This is a genomic window from Paenibacillus azoreducens, from assembly GCF_021654775.1.
In the GTDB taxonomy this organism is placed as follows: Bacteria; Bacillota; Bacilli; order Paenibacillales; family Paenibacillaceae; genus Paenibacillus_AQ; species Paenibacillus_AQ azoreducens.
The window spans coordinates 4,933,344-4,957,096 of record NZ_AP025343.1 but is presented as its reverse complement, the minus strand read 5'-3'; the positions used below and the strand labels follow the sequence as shown (position 1 = coordinate 4,957,096).

The window sequence follows — 23,753 nt, the reverse complement described above, 5'->3', positions numbered from 1 at the left end:
TTACGCAGTTTGCGAAAGAGAACATTTTTGGGAGGAAATCCATCTTTATGGCAAACGATAAACAATTTGTGACTGAGATTACGCCGCAGGAGGAAGATTTCTCGCGCTGGTATATCGATGTGATTAAAAAAGCAGATCTTATGGATTACTCGCCGGTCCGCGGCTGTATCGTGTTCCGTCCGGACGGTTATGAAATTTGGGAACATATTCAAAGAGAGCTGGATCGCCGTTTCAAAGAAACGGGACACCGCAACGCCTATTTCCCGCTCTTTATACCGGAGAGCTTCTTCCAAAAGGAAAAAGAGCATGTCGAAGGCTTTAATCCGGAGCTGCCTTGGGTAACCGAAGCGGGCGGCGACAAACTCGAGGAGCGTCTGGCGATCCGTCCAACCTCCGAAACGATGTTTGGGCATATGTATGCAAAATGGATCCAATCCTACCGCGATCTGCCCGTTTTGATCAACCAGTGGGCTAACGTCGTTAGATGGGAGAAACGGACGCTGCCGTTCCTCCGTACCAGCGAGTTTTTATGGCAGGAAGGCCATACGGCTCACGAGACGGAAGAAGAAGCGCGCGAAGAAACGATGAAAATGCTCGAGGTTTATCGCGACTTCGTGGAAGAATATTTGGCAATTCCGGTCATTACAGGGCAAAAAACGCCGTCCGAGAAATTTGCGGGCGCGGTGGAAACCTACTCGATCGAAGCGATGATGAAGGATGGACGTGCCGTGCAGGCCGGAACATCCCATTATCTTGGAACCAATTTCGCGGTGGCTTTCGACATTCAATTTTTAAGCCGCGAAAACAAACAGGAGTATGTTCATACGACCTCTTGGGGATCAAGCACGCGCTTAATCGGCTCCATGATCATGGTGCATGGGGATGACCGCGGACTGGCGTTGCCGCCAAAAGTGGCTCCTACCCAGGTAATCATGGTTCCGATCGGACCGCCCAAAACATGGGATGCCGTCGTGGGACGTACGGACGAATTGTTTGCTGAACTGAAAAAAGCAGGCATTCGCGTACGTGTTGACGACCGTACCGATTTGCGTCCAGGCTGGAAATTTAACGAATACGAAATGCGCGGAGTGCCTGTGCGTCTCGAAATCGGACCCCGCGACATGGAGAACGGCGTCTGCGTGCTTGTATCACGGATTAGCGGCGAGAAAAAAGTGGTGCAGCAGGCCAACCTTGTCGAAGAGGTTCAAACGATGCTGGATCAGGTACAGCGCGAAATGTTCGAACGTGCGAAGCAGTTTATGAACAATAATTTTTATTCCGTTGATACGCTGGAAGAAATGAAGGCAAGCATGGAAGAAAAACGCGGTTTCTCCCTGGCCGGCTGGTGCGGCTCGGAAGCATGCGAAAGCAAGGTGAAGGAGGAAACTGGCGCGACGAGCCGGAACATTCCGTTTAACCCTTCCGAAGAAAAGCATACCTGCCTGGTTTGCGGGCAACCTGCCAAACATACGGTCGTTTTTGCCAGAGCGTATTAAGTTCTGCATTATATGATGCCATCCGCTTCGGTATTTGCTTACGAAAACGGATGGCTTGGAATAAAATAAATGAGGAGCTTCTGCCAGAAATAGGCCAGGTGATGAAACCCGGTATTATATGCTGGATTCAGAAGCTTTTCGTTTTTAGCAAGTGAGGGAGCAAGGGGGAAGAGAAAATGGACAAGTCTGACGAGAAGAGAAAACGGTTTGAGCTTCTGATGAAGCAGGGTGAAATCCCCCCCGGACTGATCGATCCTTATTTTTTGGACGGATGCATTGAGCGGGTTGAAATCAGCCGGACCAATCAGGAGTGGGTCATTTTCATCTCCAAGGAAAGTTTGGTGCCTGCGGAAGCATACCGGAATTTTTGCCTGAAGCTTCGGGATAAACTGCAGCATATCGCTAAAATATCGTTTGTTTTCAAATATCATTCTTCCGTGGATCCCGAAGAGATTGTAAACACATATTGGAATTTGTTCTTGGAGTGGGTTCACAGGGAGGTCCCTTCTGTGAACGGCTGGATGGCGAGAGCCGGGCATGAACTCGACGGGGACACGCTGCTCGTCACCATGTCTGACAACACCTCGCTGGAGCTGGCCCGCAAAAAGAAAATCGATCAGGCCATTATCCGGTTTTATCAGCAATATTTTGCGCTTTCGCTTCATGTCAAAGTTCAGGTTGGAGAAATCAGCAGGGACGCTTATGAAGAATTTGAGCAGAAGAAACTTCAGGAGGAACGCGAAGTCATCCAGCAGATGATGTCCAGCCTGGAAGCCGAAGCGCGCAGCGAAGAGGAAGATGGCGAAGAGGTCCGCCTACAGGTCGGCTACGATATCAAGGATCAGCCCGTGCCGATCCAGGAGATTCAGGATGAAGAAAAGAAAATTACGATTCAGGGCACCATCTTCGGGTTGGACAGCAAGGAACTTCGCAATGGCAGCACCTTGTTTATGTTTAATCTCACCGACTTCAGTGACTCTTTGCAAATGAAGATGTTTGCAAAGACGAAGGAAGATCTTAAAATTATGAGTTTGCTGGCGAACGGCAAGTGGGTTAAAGCGCGCGGGCGCGTTGAATATGACCGCTTTATGCAGATTCCCGAGCTTGTGATGATCCCTTCGGATTTGGTGGAGGTACAGGCACCGCCTGCACGCAAAGACAATGCCCCCGAGAAGCGCGTGGAATTTCATTTGCATTCGACTATGAGTACGATGGATGCGGTAACGCCGGTCGACCAATATATCAAAACAGCGGCCAAATGGGGACATAAAGCGATTGCCATTACCGATCATGGAGGTGTGCAGTGCTATCCCGACGCAGCCAAAGCAGCGAAAAAGAACGGTATCAAAATGATCTACGGCGTAGAGGCCAATGTGGTGAATGACTCCGTACCGGTCGTGCTGCAGCCGCAGCCGATCGAGCTGAAATCGGCCACCTATATCGTATTTGATATCGAGACCACCGGTCTGTCGATTACGAACAGTAAAATTACGGAGCTTGCCGCCGTCAAAATGCATGAAGGACAGGAAATCGGCAGGTATGCCACCTTCGTCAATCCGCATGAAAAGATCCCGTATCATATCCAGCAGCTGACCAATATTACGGATGAGATGGTCAAGGATGCGCCTGATCTGGAACCGGTTCTGAAGGAATTCGTTAAGTTTGTAGGCGACGGCATTCTTGTGGCCCATAACGCACGTTTTGACGTTGGCTTCATTCAAGCTTCCCTGAAAGAGTACGGTATGCCGCAGCTGGACAATCCGGCCTTGGATACGCTGGAGCTGGCCCGTTTGCTTCATCCGACCATGAAGAATCACCGGCTGAATACCCTGGCAGATAAATACAAGGTGCTGCTGGAAAGCCATCACCGGGCCATTGATGATACCATTGCGCTGGCCGGCATTTTGAACGGCCTTTTGGCTGATGCTGAGAAAATCAAGGGACTGACCATGCTCGACCGTCTGAATGATTATGTCGGCACGGACTTGTCCAACACCCGTCCATTTCACTGCGGTATTTACGCGTTGAATATGACGGGCAAGAAGAACTTATTTAAACTTATTTCGATGTCCCATACCGAATACTTTAAGCGGGTACCTTGCCTTCCGAAATCCAAGCTGGAGGAAATGCGGGAAGGTCTCCTCATTATATCCGGCTGTGAGAAAGGCGAGTTTTTTGAAACGGTGCTGAACAAGACGGTAGAGGAAGCCATTGAAGTGGCTCAATTCTACGATATTCTTGAAATCCAGCCGCTGACCATGTACATGCATCTGGTGGACAAAGGATTGGTAGGCAGCCCGACAGAGCTGAAGGCGGCCATCAAAACGATCTGCGATATAGGCGAGAAGCTGAACAAGCCTGTCATTGCAACAGGCAATGTGCACTACCTTAATCCGGGGGACAAGCTGTTCCGTGATATTACGATCCATGGCATTACCGGATTCAGTCCGCTGAAGGATATCCGTAAACCGGATGCCCATTTGCGTACAACAGATGAAATGCTGGAAGAATTTGAGTTCCTGGGCAAGGAGAAGGCCATGGAGGTCGTGGTCAAGAATACCAATGATCTGGCTGATCGTTTTGAAGAGCTGGAATTGTTCCCTGACAAGCTATTTACGCCGATTATCGAAGGCGCGGATGAAGAAATCCGCAATACCTGCTATGAAACGGCAAGATCGATTTATGGGGAAGAGCTGCCGGAGGTGGTTGTTGCACGTCTGGAAAAAGAGCTTGAACCGATTATTAAATACGGCTTCTCGGCCAACTACCTGATCTCGGAACGTTTGGTTAAGAAATCGAATCGAGACGGTTATCTGGTCGGTTCCCGTGGTTCCGTCGGCTCCTCTGTCGTTGCTACGTTCCTCGGCATTTCCGAAGTTAACCCGCTCCCGGCGCATTATATATGCAAGAACGAGGATTGCAAGTACAGCGAGTGGTTCCTTGACGGCAGCGTACCGAGCGGATTTGACCTTCCAGACAAAACCTGTCCGAAATGCGGAGGCCATCTAAAGGGGGAAGGCCAGGATATTCCATTTGAGACCTTCCTCGGCTTTAAGGGCGACAAGGTTCCCGATATCGACCTTAACTTTTCGGGTGAATATCAGCCTCATGCTCATAACTATACTAAGGAGATATTCGGCGAGAAATGCGTGTTCCGTGCCGGAACGATCGGTACGGTAGCCGAGAAAACGGCCTTTGGTTATGCGAAAAAGTATGAAGAAGACCACCATAAGAAATGGCGCGGAGCCGAGCTGAGCCGCCTGGCTGCAGGCTGTACAGGCGTTAAACGCAGCACGGGCCAGCATCCAGGTGGTATCGTCGTCGTTCCGGATTACATGGAGGTTGAGGATATTACTCCTGTCCAGTATCCGGCGGATGATACCAGCGCGGAATGGAAGACGACCCACTTCGATTATCACGCTTTCGATGCGAACTTGCTCAAACTCGATATTCTGGGGCATGATGATCCGACGATGATGCGGATGCTGCAGGACTTGACGGGGGTCGATCCGACCACCATTCCAATGAATGACCCGAAAGTGATGAGCATGTTTAACTCGACCGAGGCGCTCGGAGTGACGCCCGAGCAGATCAGGACTCCGGTCGCCACATACGGCGTGCCGGAGATGGGGACGAAGTTCGTCCGCCAGATGCTGATCGAATCGAAACCTTCTTCTTTTGCCGATTTGCTGCAAATATCGGGTTTGTCCCACGGAACGGGAGTTTGGCTGGGCAACGCTCAGGAACTGATCAAAAACGGAACCTGCAACATCAAAACGGTAATCGGTTGTCGTGATGATATTATGCTCTTTCTGATTTACAAAGCGGGAATGGATGCCAGTCTGGCCTTTAAAATTACGGAAAGCGTGCGGAAGGGCAAGGGGCTGACGCCGGAATGGATCGAGGAGATGAAAAAATGCAAAGTGCCGCAATGGTACATTGATTCATGCCTGAAGATCCAGTACATGTTCCCGAAAGCACACGCTGCCGCATATGTTATTTCAGCGGTGCGGACGGCATTTTTCAAACTGTATTATCCGATCCATTATTATGCGACCTATTTCTCGGTTCGCGCCGAGGATTTTGATATCGAACTTTGCTGCCAGGGTTACGATGCGATTTACCGCCAGATTGAAGAAATCGAGCAGAAGGGATTCCAAGCTACCACCAAAGAGAAAAGCATGCTTTCGGTGCTGGAAATGGCGCTTGAAATGACCGCACGCGGCTTCAGCTTCAAGAACCTGGATCTATACCGCTCGGAGGCAACCCGATTTATCGTTGATGAAGATTCCTTGATTCCTCCGTTTTCGGCGATGCAGGGGATCGGGGAAAACGCGGCGCGCAACATTGCGGCCGCCCGCGAACAGGGGGAATTCCTGTCGATCGAGGATTTCCAACAGAAGTCCAAAGCGAGTAAGTCGATTATTGAACTGCTGACACAAATGGGCTGCTTCCGCGGCCTTCCGGAAAGCAACCAGTTATCTTTATTCTAAAGACAATGAATGGATGATTATCCGGACTTGACAATCCGCTTAAATCGTGGACGCCTTGCTGCAGCTTGGCGGGAGTCAAGGAGAGATACTTGTCAGTGCTGCCAGACTATGTTATAATTTTTTTGGCAATCATGGAGATAAAACCGTTGTTTAAAGAGTGGGGCGACCCACTCTTTACTCTTTGGTATATAGGATATTGAAAGTCTTGGAGGTAATAATCTTTGAGCACACCGAAGATCAAGGGAATTGTTGAAGAAATGGTCCACACCTTTCTGGATGAGCATAACTTTGAGCTTGTTGACGTGGAATACGTGAAGGAAGGCAGCAACTATTTCCTGCGCGTGTACGTCGACAAGGAGGGCGGTATCGACATTGACGATTGCGGCATGATCAGTGAATACCTAAGCCAGAAGCTGGATGAGAATGATCCGATTCCAACCGCTTATTTTCTGGAGGTATCTTCCCCTGGAGCCGAACGTCCGCTGAAAAAAAGCGAAGATGTTGCCAAAGCCGTCGGCAAAGATGTGTTTGTTACCGTGTACGAAGCGATTGATGGCCTGAAAGAATTTGAAGGCCGGCTTCTGTCTTTTGAGAATGATGAGCTTGTCATCTCTGCGGGAAAGAAGCAATATACCGTACCGTATGCGAAAGTTGCCAGTGCTCGACTGGCCATTATTTTTTAAGATTATAGAATATATAAGTTTTCTTACGCTGAACAATTCTATAATCGCAAGAAAAGCTTCATCTAGACGCGGTCTGTCTTCAGAGAGATTACGTCGATAGACGTTTTTCTTAAAATCCAGGAATTGATAAGACTGGGCACCGAGTACGAATTTCTGGATTTATGTCGCGAAATGCAAGCTTCACCTGTTAAAGACGGCAAAGCCGTCTACGCCTTTAGTGCATGTGATGAAAGGGGGAATCGATTTCCAATGAGTATGGATTTTATTGAGGCAATGAACGAACTGGAAAGAGAGAAAGGGATTAGCAAGGATATTTTGTTCGAGGCCATTGAGGCCGCGCTGATCTCCAGCTACAAACGTAATTTTAATACAGCACAAAATGTGCGCGTCGATATGAACCGTAATTCGGGGGTTATTAAGGTATATGCGCGCAAACTGGTTGTGGAAGAGGTTCTGGATCCGCGCACTGAAATTTCCTTGCCGGCGGCAAGGGAGATCAATCCGCACTTCCAGATCGACGATATCGCCGAGATTGAAGTGACGCCACGCGATTTCGGCCGCATCGCCGCACAAACGGCGAAGCAAGTCGTAACACAGCGCATCCGCGAAGCGGAAAGAGGACTAATCTACAACGCCTTTATCGATAAAGAGGAAGATATCGTAACAGGTACCGTTCAGCGTCAGGATCTGCGCAATTTCTATGTGGATCTCGGCAAAATCGAAGCCGTGCTTCCGCTCAGCGAATTGATGCCGAATGAAAAATTCAAGCATGGCGACCGGATTAAAGCGTATATCACCAAGGTTGAAAATACGACGAAGGGTCCGCAAATCCTGCTGTCCCGCACGCATCCGGGGCTCTTGAAGCGTCTGTTCGAGCTTGAAGTGCCGGAAATTTTCGACGGCGTGGTTGAAATCCGTTCCGTAGCCCGCGAAGCTGGGTTCCGTTCCAAAATCGCGGTGTATTCCCGCAATCCGGAAGTGGATCCTGTCGGTTCCTGCGTGGGGCCTAAGGGTTTGCGTGTGCAGACCATTGTCAATGAGCTGCGCGGAGAAAAAATTGACATCGTTCGCTACTCGGAACAGGTTGAGGAATATGTGGCTAACGCCTTGAGTCCTTCCAAAGTTCTCGAAGTGATCGTGTTTGAAGAAGAAAAAATGGCACGCGTGATCGTGCCTGACTACCAGCTGTCCCTGGCGATTGGCATTAAGGGCCAAAACGCGCGGCTTGCGGCCAAGCTGACAGGCTGGAAAATCGACATCAAAAGCGAAAGTCAGGCGGAACAGGAATTCGGCAGACCGAAAACTTCTTCGGCTGAGATGCATCAGGATTCCGTGTCCGTCGATTAAACTCTGATAGACGGGGGTCGGTGCCATAATGAAGCAAAGAAAAGTGCCCTTGCGCAAATGCGTGGCGTGCCAGGAAATGATGCCGAAAAAAGAACTGATCCGCATTGTGAAAACGCCTGATGACGAGGTGCTGATCGACCTGACCGGCAAGAAGTCGGGCCGGGGGGCTTACCTGTGCGGTAAAGTTTCCTGTTTCAAGCTGGCACAAAAAAACAAATCATTGGATCGCGCCCTCAAGCATCATGTCAAACCGGAAATTTATGAGCAGCTGGCCGAGGATTTTATCTCGGTGGAGGATGAATTTTTAGCGGGTAAAGAAAGGTTGGACAATGAATAAATTCTTTTCCCGTCTGGGTCTTGCCATGCGTGCAGGGAAGGTGCTGACCGGTGACGAGATTGTGCTGAAAGCGATACGGTCTTCAGAAGCAAAGCTTGTTATCCTTGCGGGAGACGCCTCAGCAAATACACAGAAAAAGTTCCGCGATAAATGCGGAACGTACAACATCCCTCTGGTGATCGGATTTGACCGCGAACGTTTGGGCACAAGCATCGGTAAACCCGAAAGAGTTGTGCTCGCAATTACGGATCAAGGATTCGCAGAAATGATCTCCAAAAGTCTGGAGATAATGTCGGAGGTGGAGTATATTGAGTAAACAAGACAGTAAAGACAAACTGCGTGTATACGAATATGCAAAATCATTAAATATGAGCAGCAAAGAAATTATTACCATTTTGAAACGATTGAACATTCCCGTCAATAATCATATGAGCGTGATGGAGAATGATACGGTCTCAAAAGTGGAACAATTTTTTCGAGATATCAAATCGAATGCCGCTGCGAAAAGAGAAAGCGGGGAATTACAAACGACAGCTAATACATCTTCTGTAAAAAACGATAGTCGGACGGAGAAAAATCAAGGCAGCCGGCAAACCGGCCAAGGCCAAAAACAACAGGAAAAGCAGGTAAGTATGAATAATAAATCGAATCAAACCACACAAAACAGTTCCCAGCGAACCCAAGGCGGGCAAGATTCCCGCAGAAATTATTCCGGTCAAGGCGGACAGTCAAACGGCCGGCCGCAAGGACAGCATAACGGAACAGGCGGGCGCAGCCAAAACGCAGGCCCAAATGCGGGCAACCGCAATCAGGGATCTTCCCAAGGCGGACGACCGCAAGGAGCGAATCAGGGAGGAGCAAACCGCGGTCCCGGCGGACAACAATCCGGTGGACAGCGTACGAACCAAGGCCGTCCACAGCAATCCGGAGGTCGTCCGCAGCAGTCGGGATCCCGTCCTTCCCAAGAAGGCGGCTCGAGCGATAACTTCTCCAGACAAAATGACAACCGCGGCGGCAACCGCAATCAAGGCCAGAACCAGAACCGCGGCAAGGGCGGAAATTCCAGACGGTTTGAAGACGGCAACAATAAATCCGGTTCTTTTAACCGGAACAACCGCGGCGGCAAGAACAACAGAGGCAGACAGCAGCAGAATCAGCCACCGCGCGAGAAAATCGACAACACGCCGAAGAAAATCATCGTCCGCGGCAATATGACCGTAGGCGAAACGGCCAAACTGCTTCATAAAGACGCTTCCGAGGTTATCAAAAAGCTGATATTGATGGGCGTTATGGCTACGATTAACCAAGAGCTTGATATCGATACCATTCTCCTTCTTGCCGGAGAGTTCGGCGTTGAGGTTGAAGTGAAGATCGTTGTTGAAGACGACCGCTTCGAGAACACCGAGGAAAACGATGATCCGGCGGATCTGAGAACACGTCCGCCGGTGGTTACGATCATGGGTCACGTTGACCACGGTAAAACGACTTTGCTCGACGCCATTCGCTCCACGAATGTAACCGGCGGAGAAGCGGGCGGCATCACGCAGCATATCGGTGCTTACCAAGTTGAAATCAATAACAAGAAGATTACGTTCCTGGATACCCCGGGCCACGAAGCTTTTACGGCAATGCGCGCACGCGGTGCACAGATTACGGATATTACCATTATCGTTGTTGCGGCAGATGACGGCGTAATGCCGCAAACAGTAGAAGCAATCAACCATGCGAAGGCGGCGGAACTGCCGATTATCGTAGCTGTAAATAAAATCGACAAGCCGGCGGCCAATCCGGACCGGGTGAAGCAAGAGCTGACCGAATACGGCCTGGTTCCTGAAGAATGGGGCGGGGATACGATTTTTGTCAACGTTTCGGCGAAGCAAAAAATCGGCCTGGAAGATCTGCTCGAAATGATCCTGCTGGTTGCCGAAGTGAACGAATATAAAGCAAATCCGGATAAACGCGCGCGCGGCGCGGTTATTGAAGCCGAGCTGGATAAAGGCCGCGGTCCGGTTGCACGTGTCCTTGTTCAACATGGCACTCTTAAAGTCGGCGATGCTTTCGTTGCAGGCAACTGTTTTGGACGCGTTCGCGCCATGGTGAACGACAAAGGACGCCGCCTGAAAGAAGCAGGACCTTCCACTCCGGTTGAAATTACCGGTTTGACTGAAGTTCCATTGGCGGGAGATCCGCTTATGGTATTTGAAGACGAGCGCAAAGCGCGTTCGATCGCTGAAAAACGGGCCATCACCCAGCGCCAGTCCGATCTCGGCAGCAACGTTCGCGTTACGTTGGATGATCTGTTCCAACATATCAAAGACGGAGAAATCAAGGATCTGAATGTCATTATCAAAGGCGACGTTCAAGGTTCGGTTGAAGCGCTGAAAGGTTCCCTGGCCAAAATCGAAGTGGAAGGCGTACGCGTAAAAATCATCCACAGCGGCGCTGGCGCTATCACGGAATCCGATATCATTTTGGCTGCAGCTTCGAACGCGATCGTCATCGGCTTTAACGTTCGTCCGGATCCGCAAGCCGGGGCAACGGCGGAACAAGAGAAGGTTGACATCCGTCTGCACCGCGTCATTTACAAAGCGATTGAAGAAATTGAACAGGCTATGAAGGGAATGCTGGATCCTGAATATAAAGAAGTGGTCATCGGTCATGCCGAGGTCCGCAACCTGTTTAAAATCAGCAAAGTGGGCACGATTGCCGGTTGCATGGTTACGCAGGGCAAAATCGCGCGGAATGCGGAAGTGCGTTTGATCCGGGAAGGCATTGTTATTCACGAAGGCAAAATCGATACGCTCAAACGCTACAAAGATGAAGCCAAAGAAGTTGCCCAAGGATATGAATGCGGGATCACCATTGAAGGTTATAATGACCTTAAAGAGGGCGACATCATCGAGGCATTCATCATGGAGGCCGTCGAGCGCAAGTAAGTAAAGAGGTGAGCAGGCATGGCCAAAATACGTGTTGGGCGGGTCGGCGAACAGATCAAAAAGGAACTGAGCCAACTCATCCAGAGTGAACTTAAGGACCCGCGCATCGGTTTCCTGACGGTAACCGGCGTGGATGTAACGAATGATCTATCCCAAGCCAAAATTTATCTCAGCGTGCTTGGAGACGAAGAACAGAAGGCGAATTCGCTGAAAGCTCTGGAGAAAGCAAACGGCTTTCTCCGTTCGGAGCTTGGCAAGCGGATCCGGCTTCGCCACATACCCGAGCTGATTTTTAAGTTCGATGAATCCATTGCTTATGGCAGCCATATCGAAAAGCTGCTCGGCGAGATAAGCAAAAACGATACGAACTAAATCCAGTTTTAAAGGAGACGGCAATGCAGACCTATGAACAGTTGCTTGAGCAGGCGAAAGAGTTTCTGCAAAAGCATGATGATTTTCTAGTAGTGTCGCATATTCAGCCAGATGGAGATGCAGTCAGTTCCACCGTAGCCGTGGGCTGGCTTCTCTCATGTCTGGGCAAAAAATTCACTTTGATCAATGAAGGCCCGATTCCGGAACGGATGCGTTTTTTGCTTTTGTCCGACCGGATTGTCAATATGGAACAAACGCCGCTTGACCGCACCTTTAAGCATGTGATATGTGTGGATTGCGCTGATTTCGGCAGAGTCGGGCAGACATCCCGCTATTTTGAAGAGGGTGCTTTCATTCTCAATATCGATCATCATCCAACCAACAACCGTTACGGGAACGTTGCGCTGATTCAGCCGGAAGCTGCTGCAACCGCCGAAATTTTGTATGATCTGATCCATCGCTTTGACTTCGAGTGGACGACCGATATCGCTTCGGCGATATATACCGGACTGCTGACGGATACCGGCGGCTTCCGTTATTCCAATACCTCGCCGAAAGTGATGCGAATTGCCTCCGAACTGCTGGGATATGGCGTCAACGGCCCGGAATTATCCGAGAATCTGCTTGAAGCGATGACACTGCCGCAAATGAAGGTGCTTGTCAAGGCGCTGAACACGCTTGAAATGACGCCTGACGGCAAAATTTGCTGGGTATACGTTACACCGGAGCATATGCAGGAAACCGGAGCAGCCAATGAGGATCTCGAAGGAATCGTCAACTATCCTCGCAACATTCATGGGGTGGAAGTCGGCATTTTATTTAAAGTTATCCATGACAATGCGGTGAAAGTGAGCCTTCGTTCAGCAGGTAAAGTCGACGTGGCGGCCCTTGCGCAAAGCTTTGGCGGCGGCGGGCATGTTCGTGCGGCGGGATGCCGCGTGGAGGGTTCTTTGGAATCCATCATTGAGCAGGTAGTAGAGCGGGTGAAATCATATTTATGAGTCTTGAGGGAGTTTTGGCCGTCGATAAACCGGCAGGAATGACTTCGCATGATGTCGTCGCCAGAACGCGCCGGATTTTGAAAATGAAGCGCATTGGCCACACGGGTACGCTGGACCCGGAAGTGACAGGCGTGCTGCCGCTTTGTCTTGGCAGAGCGACACGAGTCGTAGAGTATATGCAGGAACTGCCCAAGGAATATGAAGCGACGCTGCGGCTTGGAATGGCTACAGATACGGAAGATCTTACAGGCAGTGTTATCGAGCAGGTGGATTATGTCTCGGTTACGTCTGAGGAGGCTGAAAAAGTCCTCAAGTCGTTTGTAGGCACTATTTCCCAGGTTCCTCCCATGTATTCTGCAGTTAAAGTCGATGGCAAACGGCTGTATGAACTTGCGCGTGAAGGCAAAACGGTAGAGCGCAAAAGCCGTGAAGTCACGATATATGAAATCGAAATGAAAGATTTGAAACGAAACGGCCCGTTCTTGGATATATCCTTTAGAGCGCTTTGCTCCAAAGGGACATATATCCGAACGCTGTGCGTGGATATCGGACGTGCCCTCGGGCTTCCGGCGACCATGGTTAAGCTGACCCGCACGATGTCTGCCGGCATAACGTCTGCGGACTGCCTGTCGCTGGAAGAGATCGAACGGCTCATGCAGGCCGGTGAATTGCAAAGCCGTCTAATCAAGGTGGATCACGCCATCAGGCATCTGCCGGCCCATACCGTAGCGGATGACAAAGCGGCTGCGGCTCTTCAGGGCCAAAGGCTTTCAGGCAGGGCGGTGTCGCCGGAGGTCAAGACTGCGGGTCATATCCGGCTGTATAATAGCGCAGGCGTTTTTTTGGGAATCTTCGAGAAACAGGAAGAAACGGGAGCGATCGCTCCGGTCAAAGTGTTTTTGCCGGAGATATAATTTCTATAAGTGCGTGTTCAAAAAGGTCGGTTTTCAGCACCGAGAAGGTTGAATGAAGCTAGGGACTGAGGAGCGGAGCGTACGTTTAGGTACGTGAGCACCGGAAGGCCCGGCTGAATTCAAGATTCGATGCCGAGCCCGCTTCCTGATTCACTTCGTGATCAAAAGCGGACTTTTTGAACAACCTCTATATGGATAACAAAATCGAATTGCAGGTGAGAACGCTGTGAAGACTATCAATTTATCCTATCCCCTGTCCGTCGGCATTACCCAAGAGTATGCGGAACCGCAAGTTGTGGCTATCGGACAATTCGACGGCGTGCATCAGGGACATGCAAGCGTCATTTCCTCAGCTGTCAGGCTGGCGAAGCAGCAAGGGCTTCCGTGCGCGGTAATGACTTTTCATCCGCATCCCAAGGATGTGATGAAGAAAGGGAATTACGAAGGGAATTTGACGCCTCTGAAGGAAAAACAGGAAATGATGGCTCGATTGGGCGTAGACCTTCTCTATATAGTGGAATTCAGCGAAGTTTTTTCCGAGCTGAGTCCGCAAACTTTTGTGGACGGAATGCTGCTTGCGCTGAAAGTCAAAACGGCTATCGTCGGTTTTGACTTCCGCTTCGGCTACAAGGGCGCTGGCCACGCCGAAACGCTGCGTGAGCTCGGCGGGGGCAGCATGGATGTGGAAGTTATCCCGCCCTTCGAGCAGGGAGGCGAAAAGGTGAGCAGTTCCGCAATCCGCAAAGCCCTGCAAAGCGGCGAGGTGGAAGAAGCGAACCGTTTGCTCGGACGTCCTTATCGTTTGCGCGGCGTAGTGGTTGATGGCGACAAGCGGGGGAGAACCATCGGTTTTCCAACAGCAAATCTTCGATTGATCGATAAATACGTCGTTCCGGCAAAAGGCGTATATGCCGTCCGCACGCTGGTCCAGGGGCAGTGGCTGTCTGGCGTTATGAACTTGGGGGTCAAGCCGACGTTTCAGGAGGGTGTAACTTTACCTAGCTTTGAGGTTCATCTCTTGGATTTTGACCGTGATATTTACGGCGAGGAGCTAACGGTAGATTTGGTTTCCTATATCCGGTCGGAACGGAAATTCCCTTCCATCCAGGAGCTGGTCGCTCAAATTCAGGCCGATGCAGGGAAGGCCAGAGAGATTTTATACTCGTCCCAATAATCGGCCTTGCTAACATTTACTTTTTGCCGCGAAGTATGCTATACTGATAAACGTCGCTGGAGACAGCGGCCAATAACCTTGGCTTGGTTACGCGATCTCACCGACGGTAACGAGGCTAACGGCGATTATCTATTTTTAAGGAGGTGAACAGGATGGCATTGACTCAAGAACGCAAACAACAACTGATTGAAGAGCACAAAACTCATGAGTCCGATACAGGATCCCCAGAGGTGCAAATTGCTATCCTTACGGAGAACATTACGAACCTGACTGACCACTTGCGTACGCACAAGAAAGATCATCATTCCCGCCGCGGATTGCTGAAAATGGTCGGCCAACGCCGTAAGCTGTTGGCATACTTGAAAAACAAAGATGTTAAACGCTACAGCGCTCTGATTGAAAAACTCGGATTGCGTCGTTAATATCCGTATGGTCTACTTAAAGCAGCCTGGTTGTTCACCGTTTGTCCTTTTAGGAGTGACAGCGGTGCAACCGGGTTGCTTTTTATGCAGGCCTTAAAGTACATGTTCAAAAAGGTCGGTTTTCAGCACCGAAGCAATGCTTCTGAAGTGCGTTTTTTCAAAACGCTTGAATGGGATGAAGCTAAGACTTTTTGAACAACCTCTTAAATGAATTCACCCAAACATGGGAATAATGTGTAATGAAAAGGAGGGATTTCATGGAAAGTCGTGTCGAAATGCAGTTAGGCGGAAGAACCTTGATTCTTGAAACCGGACGACTCGCCAAGCAGGCCAATGCAGCCGTAATGGTCCGTTATGGGGAAACCGCTGTTCTTTGTACTGTGACTGCTTCCAGTGAACCTAAAGATTTGGATTTCTTCCCGTTGACAGTAAATTACGAGGAAAGATTGTATGCGGTAGGCAAAATTCCGGGAGGTTTCATCAAACGTGAAGGACGCCCGAGCGAAAAAGCCATTCTCGCGAGCCGTCTTACCGACCGCCCGATCCGCCCGCTTTTCCCGGAAGGATTCCGCAATGATGTACAAGTCCTTAATCTCGTTATGAGCGTGGATCAGGACTGCTCCCCGGAAATTGCGGCGATGATCGGAACCTCGGCAGCACTAAGCATCTCCGACGTGCCGTTTAATGGACCGATCGGAGGCGTGGTGGTTGGCCGCGTGGACGGACAATTCATCATCAACCCGAACATTGCGCAGCAGGAAATCAGCGACGTGTACGTTGTGGTCGCCGGTACAAAAGACGCGATTATGATGGTCGAAGCCGAAGCGAATGAAGTGCCTGAAGAAGTCATGCTCGAAGCGATCATGTTCGGTCATGAGGAAATCAAGAAGATTGTTACGGTTATCGAAGAACTGGTCGGAAAAGCCGGCAAACCTAAAATGGAAGTCAAACTCCATGCGGTTGATGCTGAAGTAAACAAACAGGTTCGCGCATATGCAGAATCCCGTTTGGTTGAAGCAGTCCGCATTGCCGAAAAGCATGCCCGCCAGGATGCGATTGATGCCATTAACGATGAAACGGTATCTTACTTTGAACAGCAATACATAGAGACGCCAGAGCTCTTGAGCGATGTCAAAGAAGTGCTGCATGATATTGTAAAAGAAGAAGTTAGACGTTTGATTACGCATGACAAAGTCCGTCCTGACGGCCGCAAACTGGATGAGATCCGTCCAATCGAATGCGATACAAGCATTTTGCCGCGGACACATGGCACCGGTCTGTTCACGCGTGGACAAACGCAGGCGCTTAGCGTATGTACGCTTGGAGCGCTTGGCGACGTACAAATTCTGGACGGAATCGACTTGCAGGAAACCAAACGCTTTATGCACCACTACAATTTCCCGCCTTTCAGCGTAGGCGAAGCTCGTCCGCTTCGTGCTCCGGGACGCCGCGAAATCGGTCATGGCGCGCTTGGAGAAAGAGCGTTGTCGAAAGTGATTCCTTCGGAAACGGAATTCCCGTATACAATTCGTCTGGTATCCGAAGTTCTGGAATCCAACGGTTCGACTTCCCAAGCAAGTATTTGCGCAAGCACGCTGGCTATGATGGATGCCGGCGTACCGATCAAAGCTCCGGTTGCAGGCGTTGCCATGGGTCTGATCAAAGATGGTGAACATGTATCCATTTTGACGGATATCCAGGGGATGGAAGACCATCTCGGCGATATGGACTTCAAGGTGGCTGGCACTTCCGAAGGCGTAACGGCTATTCAAATGGACATCAAAATTGACGGCATTGACCGCCAAATTTTGCAGGATGCATTGAAACAGGCCAGAGAAGGACGCATGTTCATTCTGGGCAAGATGATGGAAACCATCCAGAAGCCAAGGGAAACCTTGTCTCCTTATGCGCCTAAAATTATCGTGATGAACATCAATCCGGATAAAATTCGTGATGTCATTGGCGCGGGCGGCAAAATCATTAACAAAATCATTGAGGAAACAGGCGTTAAAATTGATATTGAGCAGGATGGCCGCGTATTCATTGCCTCTTCCAATGAAGAAATGAATCAAAAGGCTCGTTCGATTATCGAAGGCATCGTTCGCGAGGTACAGGTTGGCGAAATTTATGTCGGTACCGTAAAACGGATCGAAAAATTCGGGGCATTCGTGGAAATTTTGCCAAACAAGGAAGGCCTTGTTCATATTTCCCAATTGTCCACAGAGCGTGTAGCTAAGGTTGAAGACGTCGTAGCGATCGGAGACTCGATTACCGTAAAGGTAACCGAAATCGACCAACAGGGCCGGATTAATTTGTCCCGCAAAGCGGTATTGACGGCAGAATCCAAGGCGTAAGGCTGTTTGGCATTCAATTTTATAACAAGCAAACGAGGGCCGGGTTGGTCTTTGTGAAAGAGGCAGAACGTAATCACTTCTGGCTCTTTTTTTTCAAATATCGCGGAATCTTCTTTGCCGAGCTTCAGCTTCCTCGTATTCATATTCCATTGGACTTGTTCATATGATGGGACAAAGTGGGTAAGGAGTTGAGCGGGTTATGAATGGAAGAAAGATTGCGGTATTGCTGGCGTGTGTTGCGATCGTAATAGGAATCGCCCGAACCGGCGCTGTCGGAGAATATTTTCGTGAAGCCGGAAAGCAGCCTGTTATGGCCGTGGCTACGATGGGAACCTTATCGGACGATCCAACGCAGGATCCTCTTTATAAACAAATTTTGCAGAAAAGGGAAGAGACCCGGATTCAGCCGGTAGATGCGGTCCTTGACCGGGTGTGGAAGGCGATTCCGGGTTATAATGGATTGGAAATCGATGTGGAGGAGACTTATAAGCAAGCGAAAGCGGCTGGAGTCTCGAATCCGATTACATATGTTTACAGGCAAATTCCGCCTAAAGTGAAACTGGATGACCTGGGGGCGGAGCCTATTTACCGGGGAAATCCCAAAAAGCCCATGGTTGCATTGATGATTAATGTCGCTTGGGGGAATGAATTCATCGTTCCCATGCTGGATGTTTTGGATAAAGAGAAGGTAAAGGCTACCTTCTTTTTTGATGGCAGCTGGTTGAAGAAAAATCCCGAACTCGCGAAGGAAATCCAAAAACGCGGTCACGAACTTGAAAATCATGCCTACACGCATCCGAACATGAGCCAGCTTAGCGAATATAGAGCCTCATTGGAGATCAGCAAGACGCAGAAGCTGCTCAAAGAAAGTCTGGGCGTCCACAATAAATGGTTTGCGCCGCCTTCGGGCGACTTTAACCGGCAAACGGTTCAAATCGCCCATAGTCTTGGTCTGAAAACCGTTCTTTGGACATTGGATACGGTGGATTGGAAGAACCCTCCTCCAGAGTCCGTCATAACTAAAATATCGAAGAGGGTTTCGGCGGGCTCGCTTATTTTGATGCATCCGACCGCTTCCTCTTCCAAAGCGCTGCAGGGCATGATCCAGACAATCAAGGAAAAAGGGCTGATCCCGGGAACGGTCGGGCAAACGCTGTCCCCCGAACGAATAATTCCGCCAAACGGTTGAGTGGCACTCTGTTTTTTGGTAGGATAGGGGATGCGTTAAAGCCAGTGGATTGATATCATTTTAGGAGGGCCTTTCGTGTGAAAAAAATAAAGCTAACCAATGGCCTAAGAGTAGTAATGGAAAAAATACCGACGTGCCGGTCGGTTTCTTTTGGTATTTGGGTAAAAACGGGGTCGCGGCATGAAACGGAAGATAATAATGGCGTCTCGCATTTTATCGAGCATATGCTCTTTAAAGGCACGGAGCGGTTTGACGCCAAAGACATAGCGGAGCAGTTCGACGCCATCGGCGGCAATGTCAATGCATTTACGTCGAAGGAATATACATGTTTTTATGCCAAGGTGCTGGATGAGCATTTGCCGATTGCGGTGGATGTGCTGTCCGATATGTTCTTCCGTTCGGCGATGGATGAAGGCGAATTGGCCAAAGAGAAAAATGTAATTCTCGAGGAAATATCCATGTACGAAGACACGCCGGATGATCTGGTGCATGATTTGATGGCAAAAGCAGTTTACGGGGGCCATCCGCTTGCATACCCGATTTTGGGGACAAGACAGCAGCTTGATCCGATGGGGCCGGCAGAGCTTCGGGCATATATGGATGAGCATTATACGGTTGAGAATACGGTGATCAGCGTGGCGGGCAATATCGACGACTCGATAGTCGACCTGTTGGAGCGCCACTTCGGCCATTTTGCGAACCATAAAGAAGTCAAGGAAATAGCGGCTCCAGGCTTCCACAGTGACCTGCTTTACCATAAAAAGAAGACGGAGCAAAATCACATCTGTCTGTCTTTGCCGGGGTGTTCGATCCATGATCCGCTTCAATACGCCATGATATTGTTGAACAACGCCATCGGCGGGGGCATGAGTTCGAGACTATTCCAGGAAATCCGTGAAAAGAAAGGGCTCGCCTATTCCGTATATTCCTATCACAGCTCCAATGAAGATAGCGGCTTGTTTACGGTATATGCTGGAACGGCGCCAAAACAAACCAAAGAAGTGCTTGATTTGAGCAAAGAGGTTTTGGCCGATATCGCTAGATGCGGCATTTCGGAAGATGAACTTCGGAAGGGGAAAGAGCAGCTGAAGGGCAGCTTGATTTTGAGCCTGGAGGGAACCGGGAGCCGGATGAATCGTTTGGGCAAAAACGAGCTTATGCTTGGAAAACATTATTCTTTGGATGAAATGATCGAAAAAATTGAGAATGTCAGCATGAAGGATGTCGACGCCGTACTGGACCGCATGTTCAGCGTGCCTTTCGCATTGGCTATGGTCGGGGCATCGGATAAAGCGATTGTTGGACTTAGAAGGGATGATTTGATTGCATTACGTACAAATTCTTAAGCTTCCGGGACATGACGATGTCAAGCTGCCGGAGAAAATGTCCTCCGGAGCTTCGGGTTACGACTTGTATGCGGCTGTCGACGAAGAAGTTGTGCTGCAGCCTGGCGAGCGCAAGTTGATTCCCACAGGGTTTGCCTTGGCGATGCCGGAAGGACTCGAGGCGCAGATCCGTCCGCGCAGCGGGCTGGCTTTGAAGCATGGCATTACAAGCTTGAATACGCCAGGGACGATTGATGCCGATTACCGTGGGGAAGTCAAGGTTTTGCTCATCAATTTGGGGCAGGAGCCTTTTGTCATCGCCCGCAATGAACGGATCGCCCAAATGGTGTTCCAGGAAGTTCCCCAAATTAAGCTACAAGAAGTAGATAGCCTTTCCGAAACCGTCCGCGGGGCCGGAGGGTTTGGACATACAGGTAAATAAAAATATCAAGGTCTGCCGGACTGACGCGAAAGCGAAAGAGCCGGCGGACCTTTTTTTTGTATAAACTTCCGGGGTCGTTTTCACCGAATGTTAGGCTCCCGCATAAGATGCTCCATAACAGTGTTTTTGAAAGGAGTGACATCCTTATGCTGACAGGAGTCCAAATCGTATTCCTAGGCGGGGATGCGCGTCAGATTGAGGTGATCCGCAAATGTTCGGAAATGGATGCCACCGTCAGCGTTGTCGGTTTTGACAATCTGAAGGAGAAGCTCCAGGGAGTGACCAGGGATCAACTGACGGGCGAGTTGCTCGCCGGTGCGGATGTCCTGGTCCTTCCTGTCGTGGGTTGTGATGACAATGGCATCATCCATACGCAATTCTCGAATGAGTCGCTAAAGCTGCAAGATGAGCATATGGCGTCACTTCGCAGAGGCTGCAAAGTTTATACCGGCATGGCTAAACCTTATTTACGAAGTTTATGCGCGCATCACGAGATCAGGCTGGTCGAACTGCTGGACCGGGATGAGGTGGCGATCAGCAATTCCATTCCCACGGCGGAAGGCGCGCTGGTTATGGCTATTCAGAATACGGATTTTACGATACATGGATCGGACTGCATGGTACTTGGATTGGGCCGGACCGGTTTTACAATGGCTAAAAGTTTGCAGGGGTTGGGAGCCAGAGTCAAGGTGGGAGTCCGTTCTGAAAGGGATTTCGCCCGGGCGGAGGTCATGGGCTGGGAGCCTTTTCTGACAAGGGATTTGGCGGATTACGTGCGAAGTATCGACTTGATTTTTAATACGATTCCGACTATGATAGTCACAGCACAAATCCTGTCGAGAATGCCTCAAAACACCGTCATTATTGACCTTGCTTCCGCTCCTGGAGGATGCGACTTCCGGTATGCGGAGAAGCGGGGCATCAAGGCGTTGCTTGCCCCCGGTTTGCCCGGAATCGTGGCTCCCAAAACAGCTGGTTCGATCATTGCGAATTCGCTGGTGCAGATGATTTCGGATGAGTTCAAGACTCGGGGGGATGGAGAATGAATTGGCAGGGAAAAACGGTAGGTTATGCGATCACAGGATCTCATTGCACGCTTGAAGAAATCATGCCGCAAGTAAAGCGGTTTGTCGACGAGGGAGCCAAGGTGGTGCCGATCGTATCCAATACGGTGCAGGTGACCGATACCCGTTTCGGGACGGCTCATAATTGGCTGCAGCGGTTGAAGGATATTACGGGCAGTGAGCTCATTTCAACCATCGTTGAAGCCGAGCCGTTGGGACCGTCGAAACTGCTCGATGTGCTGGTCATTGCGCCGTGCACGGGGAATACGACCAGCAAGCTCGCAAACGCGATAACTGACAGTCCGGTTCTTATGGCGGCCAAGGCCCAGATGAGAAACCTGCGTCCGCTTGTGCTGGCGATTTCGACCAATGACGGACTTGGTCTCAATGCTGCCAATATCGCCAAGCTTTTGGTGGCCAAAAATATTTATTTTGTGCCTTTTGGCCAGGATAATCCTCACCAGAAGCCGAATTCGCTTGTAGCTCAGATGGACTTGATTCCCGAAGCCTGCTATGCCGCATTGGAAGGAAGACAGCTTCAACCGATGCTTCTTCAGCGGATTTTTTCGGCATAAAATAATGCTGGTTCAGTCAGCGATGCAATACATCAGACCGCATGCCGCATAAACCATAAAACCAGTATATTGATCGATGTAACGCCAGGCCTCTGCGTGCGTATTTTCTTTCGTATGCGGTCCGCCTGGACTTACGGTTATATCGAACCTAAGAGAGACTATGAACTTGGAAGACGTTAGAAAGCTTTTGACGGAAACGCCAGACGTTTCCGTCAAAGATCATCCCGCTTTTTCGAACCTATCCGCCCTGCGACGGATGCCGCAGGATAACCTTATTGCAGGAGGCTTCCCGCCGCGGATCTTAGCTTTGCGCAAAGCCTAAAAACCAGATTGTTATCTGATCAAAGGCACCGCCCAAGATCGCTTGCGGCGAACGCTTCCGCGCGTTCTTAGTCGTATGGAGGAATAGAAATGAGCATTTTGGTTCAGAAATTTGGCGGTACGTCACTTTCGACGCCGCAGGCAAGAGAACATGTCATCAACCACATTAAGCGGGAGCTGTCCTCCGGATATCAACTCGTTGTCGTCGTGTCCGCGATGGGACGCAAGGGCGAACCTTACGCCACGGACACGCTTTTGGACTGGGCAGCCCAGAACGGTGACGCTCTGCCTGCACGCGAGAAGGATTTACTGCTGTGCTGCGGTGAAATTATTTCCGCGGCAACGCTTTGCAGCTTGCTTGAGCGTGAAGGAGTCAGATCAACGGTGCTGACGGGAGCTCAAGCTGGTTTCCTTACCGATGATCACTATGGCAATGCACGAATTAAGGACGTGCGTCCGAATAGGATTACGACTGAACTGGAAACGCATCAGGTTGTTATCGTGACCGGCTTTCAAGGCCAGACGGAATTCGGCGACTTTACGACTTTGGGAAGAGGCGGCAGCGATACGTCGGCAACTGCGCTGGGTGCGGCGCTGCATGCGGAAATGGTGGATATATACACCGACGTCAACGGCATTTTGACCGCGGATCCAAGAATTGTTGAAGACGCCAAGCCGCTGCCGTTTGTCAGCTATGCGGAGATTTGCAACATGGCGCAATATGGAGCCAAGGTGATTCATCCACGGGCCGTCGAAATCGCCATGCAGGCCCAAATCCCGGTTCGGGTACGTTCAACCTTCTCCGAAGATGAGGGAACGCTTGTTACCCAGCCTGAGGGCTTTAAAGACGTGCAGCAGGGAATCATGGACCGCTTCGTGACAGGTATTGCCTATGTAAGCAACGTGACTCAGATTACGGTTGATTGTGAAGAGGGCAGACATAATCTCCAACTGCAGGTATTTAAAGCGATGGCTGAAAATTCCATCAGCGTCGACTTTATTAATGTAACCCCTACGGGGGCGGTCTATACCGTATTCGATTTTGATTCCGAACGGGCCATCACGGTTCTGCGCGACCTAGGGTTCAATCCCAAAGCGCTTTCGGGCTGCGCGAAGGTTTCGGTCATTGGCGGCGGCATTAACGGAGTGCCCGGCATCATGGCCAAAATCGTAGAATCGCTTAGTGAACAAAATATACAGATTCTGCAATCAGCGGATTCAAATACAACGATTTGGGTGCTTGTGAAAAAAGAAGATATGGTGCAAGCATTACGCGCCCTTCATACAAAATTCGAGCTTAATCGTTAA

Annotated in this window: 19 protein-coding genes; all 19 read left to right on the top strand. The window is 50.1% G+C overall.

Features of this window, described 5'->3' with window-relative positions:
- Positions 1-47: 47 nt before the first annotated feature.
- On the top strand, positions 48-1,496 hold the full coding sequence (gene proS / locus L6442_RS21795; protein WP_212980593.1) for a proline--tRNA ligase: 1,449 nt from the start codon (positions 48-50) through the stop codon (positions 1,494-1,496).
- A 176-nt stretch (positions 1,497-1,672) separates the two neighbouring features.
- Entirely contained in the window at positions 1,673-5,989 is a 4,317-nt protein-coding gene (locus L6442_RS21790; protein ID WP_212980594.1) for a PolC-type DNA polymerase III, read from the top strand.
- Positions 5,990-6,210: 221 nt separating this feature from the next.
- Positions 6,211-6,672: a ribosome maturation factor RimP gene (gene rimP, locus L6442_RS21785; protein ID WP_194230476.1), complete on the top strand. Its 462-nt coding sequence runs from the start codon at positions 6,211-6,213 to the stop codon at positions 6,670-6,672.
- Positions 6,673-6,921: 249 nt separating this feature from the next.
- A complete protein-coding gene (gene nusA, locus L6442_RS21780; protein ID WP_194230475.1) occupies positions 6,922-8,019 on the top strand; it encodes a transcription termination factor NusA in 1,098 nt (365 codons plus the stop codon).
- Between the two features lie 28 nt (positions 8,020-8,047).
- Positions 8,048-8,356 carry an RNase P modulator RnpM gene (rnpM, locus tag L6442_RS21775; RefSeq protein WP_194230474.1) on the top strand — a complete coding sequence of 103 codons (309 nt, stop codon included), beginning with the start codon at positions 8,048-8,050 and terminating at the stop codon, positions 8,354-8,356.
- Positions 8,349-8,672 carry a YlxQ family RNA-binding protein gene (locus L6442_RS21770; RefSeq protein ID WP_194230473.1) on the top strand — a complete coding sequence of 108 codons (324 nt, stop codon included), beginning with the start codon at positions 8,349-8,351 and terminating at the stop codon, positions 8,670-8,672. The genes rnpM and L6442_RS21770 overlap by 8 nt, the downstream gene beginning before the upstream one ends.
- Positions 8,665-11,292: a translation initiation factor IF-2 gene (gene infB, locus L6442_RS21765; protein WP_212980595.1), complete on the top strand. Its 2,628-nt coding sequence runs from the start codon at positions 8,665-8,667 to the stop codon at positions 11,290-11,292. The genes L6442_RS21770 and infB overlap by 8 nt, the downstream gene beginning before the upstream one ends.
- Positions 11,293-11,310: 18 nt before the next feature.
- Positions 11,311-11,664, top strand: coding sequence for a 30S ribosome-binding factor RbfA (rbfA, locus tag L6442_RS21760; RefSeq protein ID WP_194230471.1), 354 nt, complete (start codon positions 11,311-11,313; stop codon positions 11,662-11,664).
- A 23-nt stretch (positions 11,665-11,687) separates the two neighbouring features.
- Positions 11,688-12,665, top strand: a complete 978-nt coding sequence (locus L6442_RS21755; protein WP_194230470.1) for a DHH family phosphoesterase — start codon at positions 11,688-11,690, stop codon at positions 12,663-12,665.
- Positions 12,662-13,579, top strand: a complete 918-nt coding sequence (gene truB / locus L6442_RS21750) for a tRNA pseudouridine(55) synthase TruB (protein WP_212980596.1) — start codon at positions 12,662-12,664, stop codon at positions 13,577-13,579. The genes L6442_RS21755 and truB overlap by 4 nt, the downstream gene beginning before the upstream one ends.
- 226 nt (positions 13,580-13,805) lie before the next feature.
- Positions 13,806-14,753 carry a bifunctional riboflavin kinase/FAD synthetase gene (locus L6442_RS21745; RefSeq protein WP_212980597.1) on the top strand — a complete coding sequence of 316 codons (948 nt, stop codon included), beginning with the start codon at positions 13,806-13,808 and terminating at the stop codon, positions 14,751-14,753.
- 152 nt (positions 14,754-14,905) lie between these two features.
- Positions 14,906-15,175, top strand: coding sequence for a 30S ribosomal protein S15 (gene rpsO / locus L6442_RS21740; RefSeq protein ID WP_036706983.1), 270 nt, complete (start codon positions 14,906-14,908; stop codon positions 15,173-15,175).
- Between the two features lie 257 nt (positions 15,176-15,432).
- Complete coding sequence (gene pnp / locus L6442_RS21735; protein WP_212980598.1) at positions 15,433-17,529, top strand: polyribonucleotide nucleotidyltransferase; 2,097 nt, start codon at positions 15,433-15,435, stop codon at positions 17,527-17,529.
- 199 nt (positions 17,530-17,728) lie between these two features.
- Positions 17,729-18,718: a polysaccharide deacetylase family protein gene (locus L6442_RS21730; RefSeq protein WP_212980599.1), complete on the top strand. Its 990-nt coding sequence runs from the start codon at positions 17,729-17,731 to the stop codon at positions 18,716-18,718.
- Between the two features lie 77 nt (positions 18,719-18,795).
- Complete coding sequence (locus tag L6442_RS21725) at positions 18,796-20,064, top strand: M16 family metallopeptidase (RefSeq protein WP_212980600.1); 1,269 nt, start codon at positions 18,796-18,798, stop codon at positions 20,062-20,064.
- Positions 20,042-20,485: a dUTP diphosphatase gene (gene dut / locus L6442_RS21720; protein WP_194230464.1), complete on the top strand. Its 444-nt coding sequence runs from the start codon at positions 20,042-20,044 to the stop codon at positions 20,483-20,485. The genes L6442_RS21725 and dut overlap by 23 nt, the downstream gene beginning before the upstream one ends.
- A gap of 146 nt (positions 20,486-20,631) precedes the next feature.
- The gene (dpsA, locus tag L6442_RS21715; RefSeq protein WP_194230463.1) at positions 20,632-21,531 is read left to right on the top strand and encodes a dipicolinate synthase subunit DpsA; all 900 of its coding nucleotides are present in this window, start codon (positions 20,632-20,634) and stop codon (positions 21,529-21,531) included.
- Positions 21,528-22,124 (top strand): dipicolinate synthase subunit B, encoded by a 597-nt coding sequence (locus L6442_RS21710; protein WP_194230462.1) that lies wholly within the window; start codon positions 21,528-21,530, stop codon positions 22,122-22,124. The genes dpsA and L6442_RS21710 overlap by 4 nt, the downstream gene beginning before the upstream one ends.
- A gap of 411 nt (positions 22,125-22,535) precedes the next feature.
- The gene (dapG, locus tag L6442_RS21705) at positions 22,536-23,753 is read left to right on the top strand and encodes an aspartate kinase (RefSeq protein ID WP_194230461.1); all 1,218 of its coding nucleotides are present in this window, start codon (positions 22,536-22,538) and stop codon (positions 23,751-23,753) included.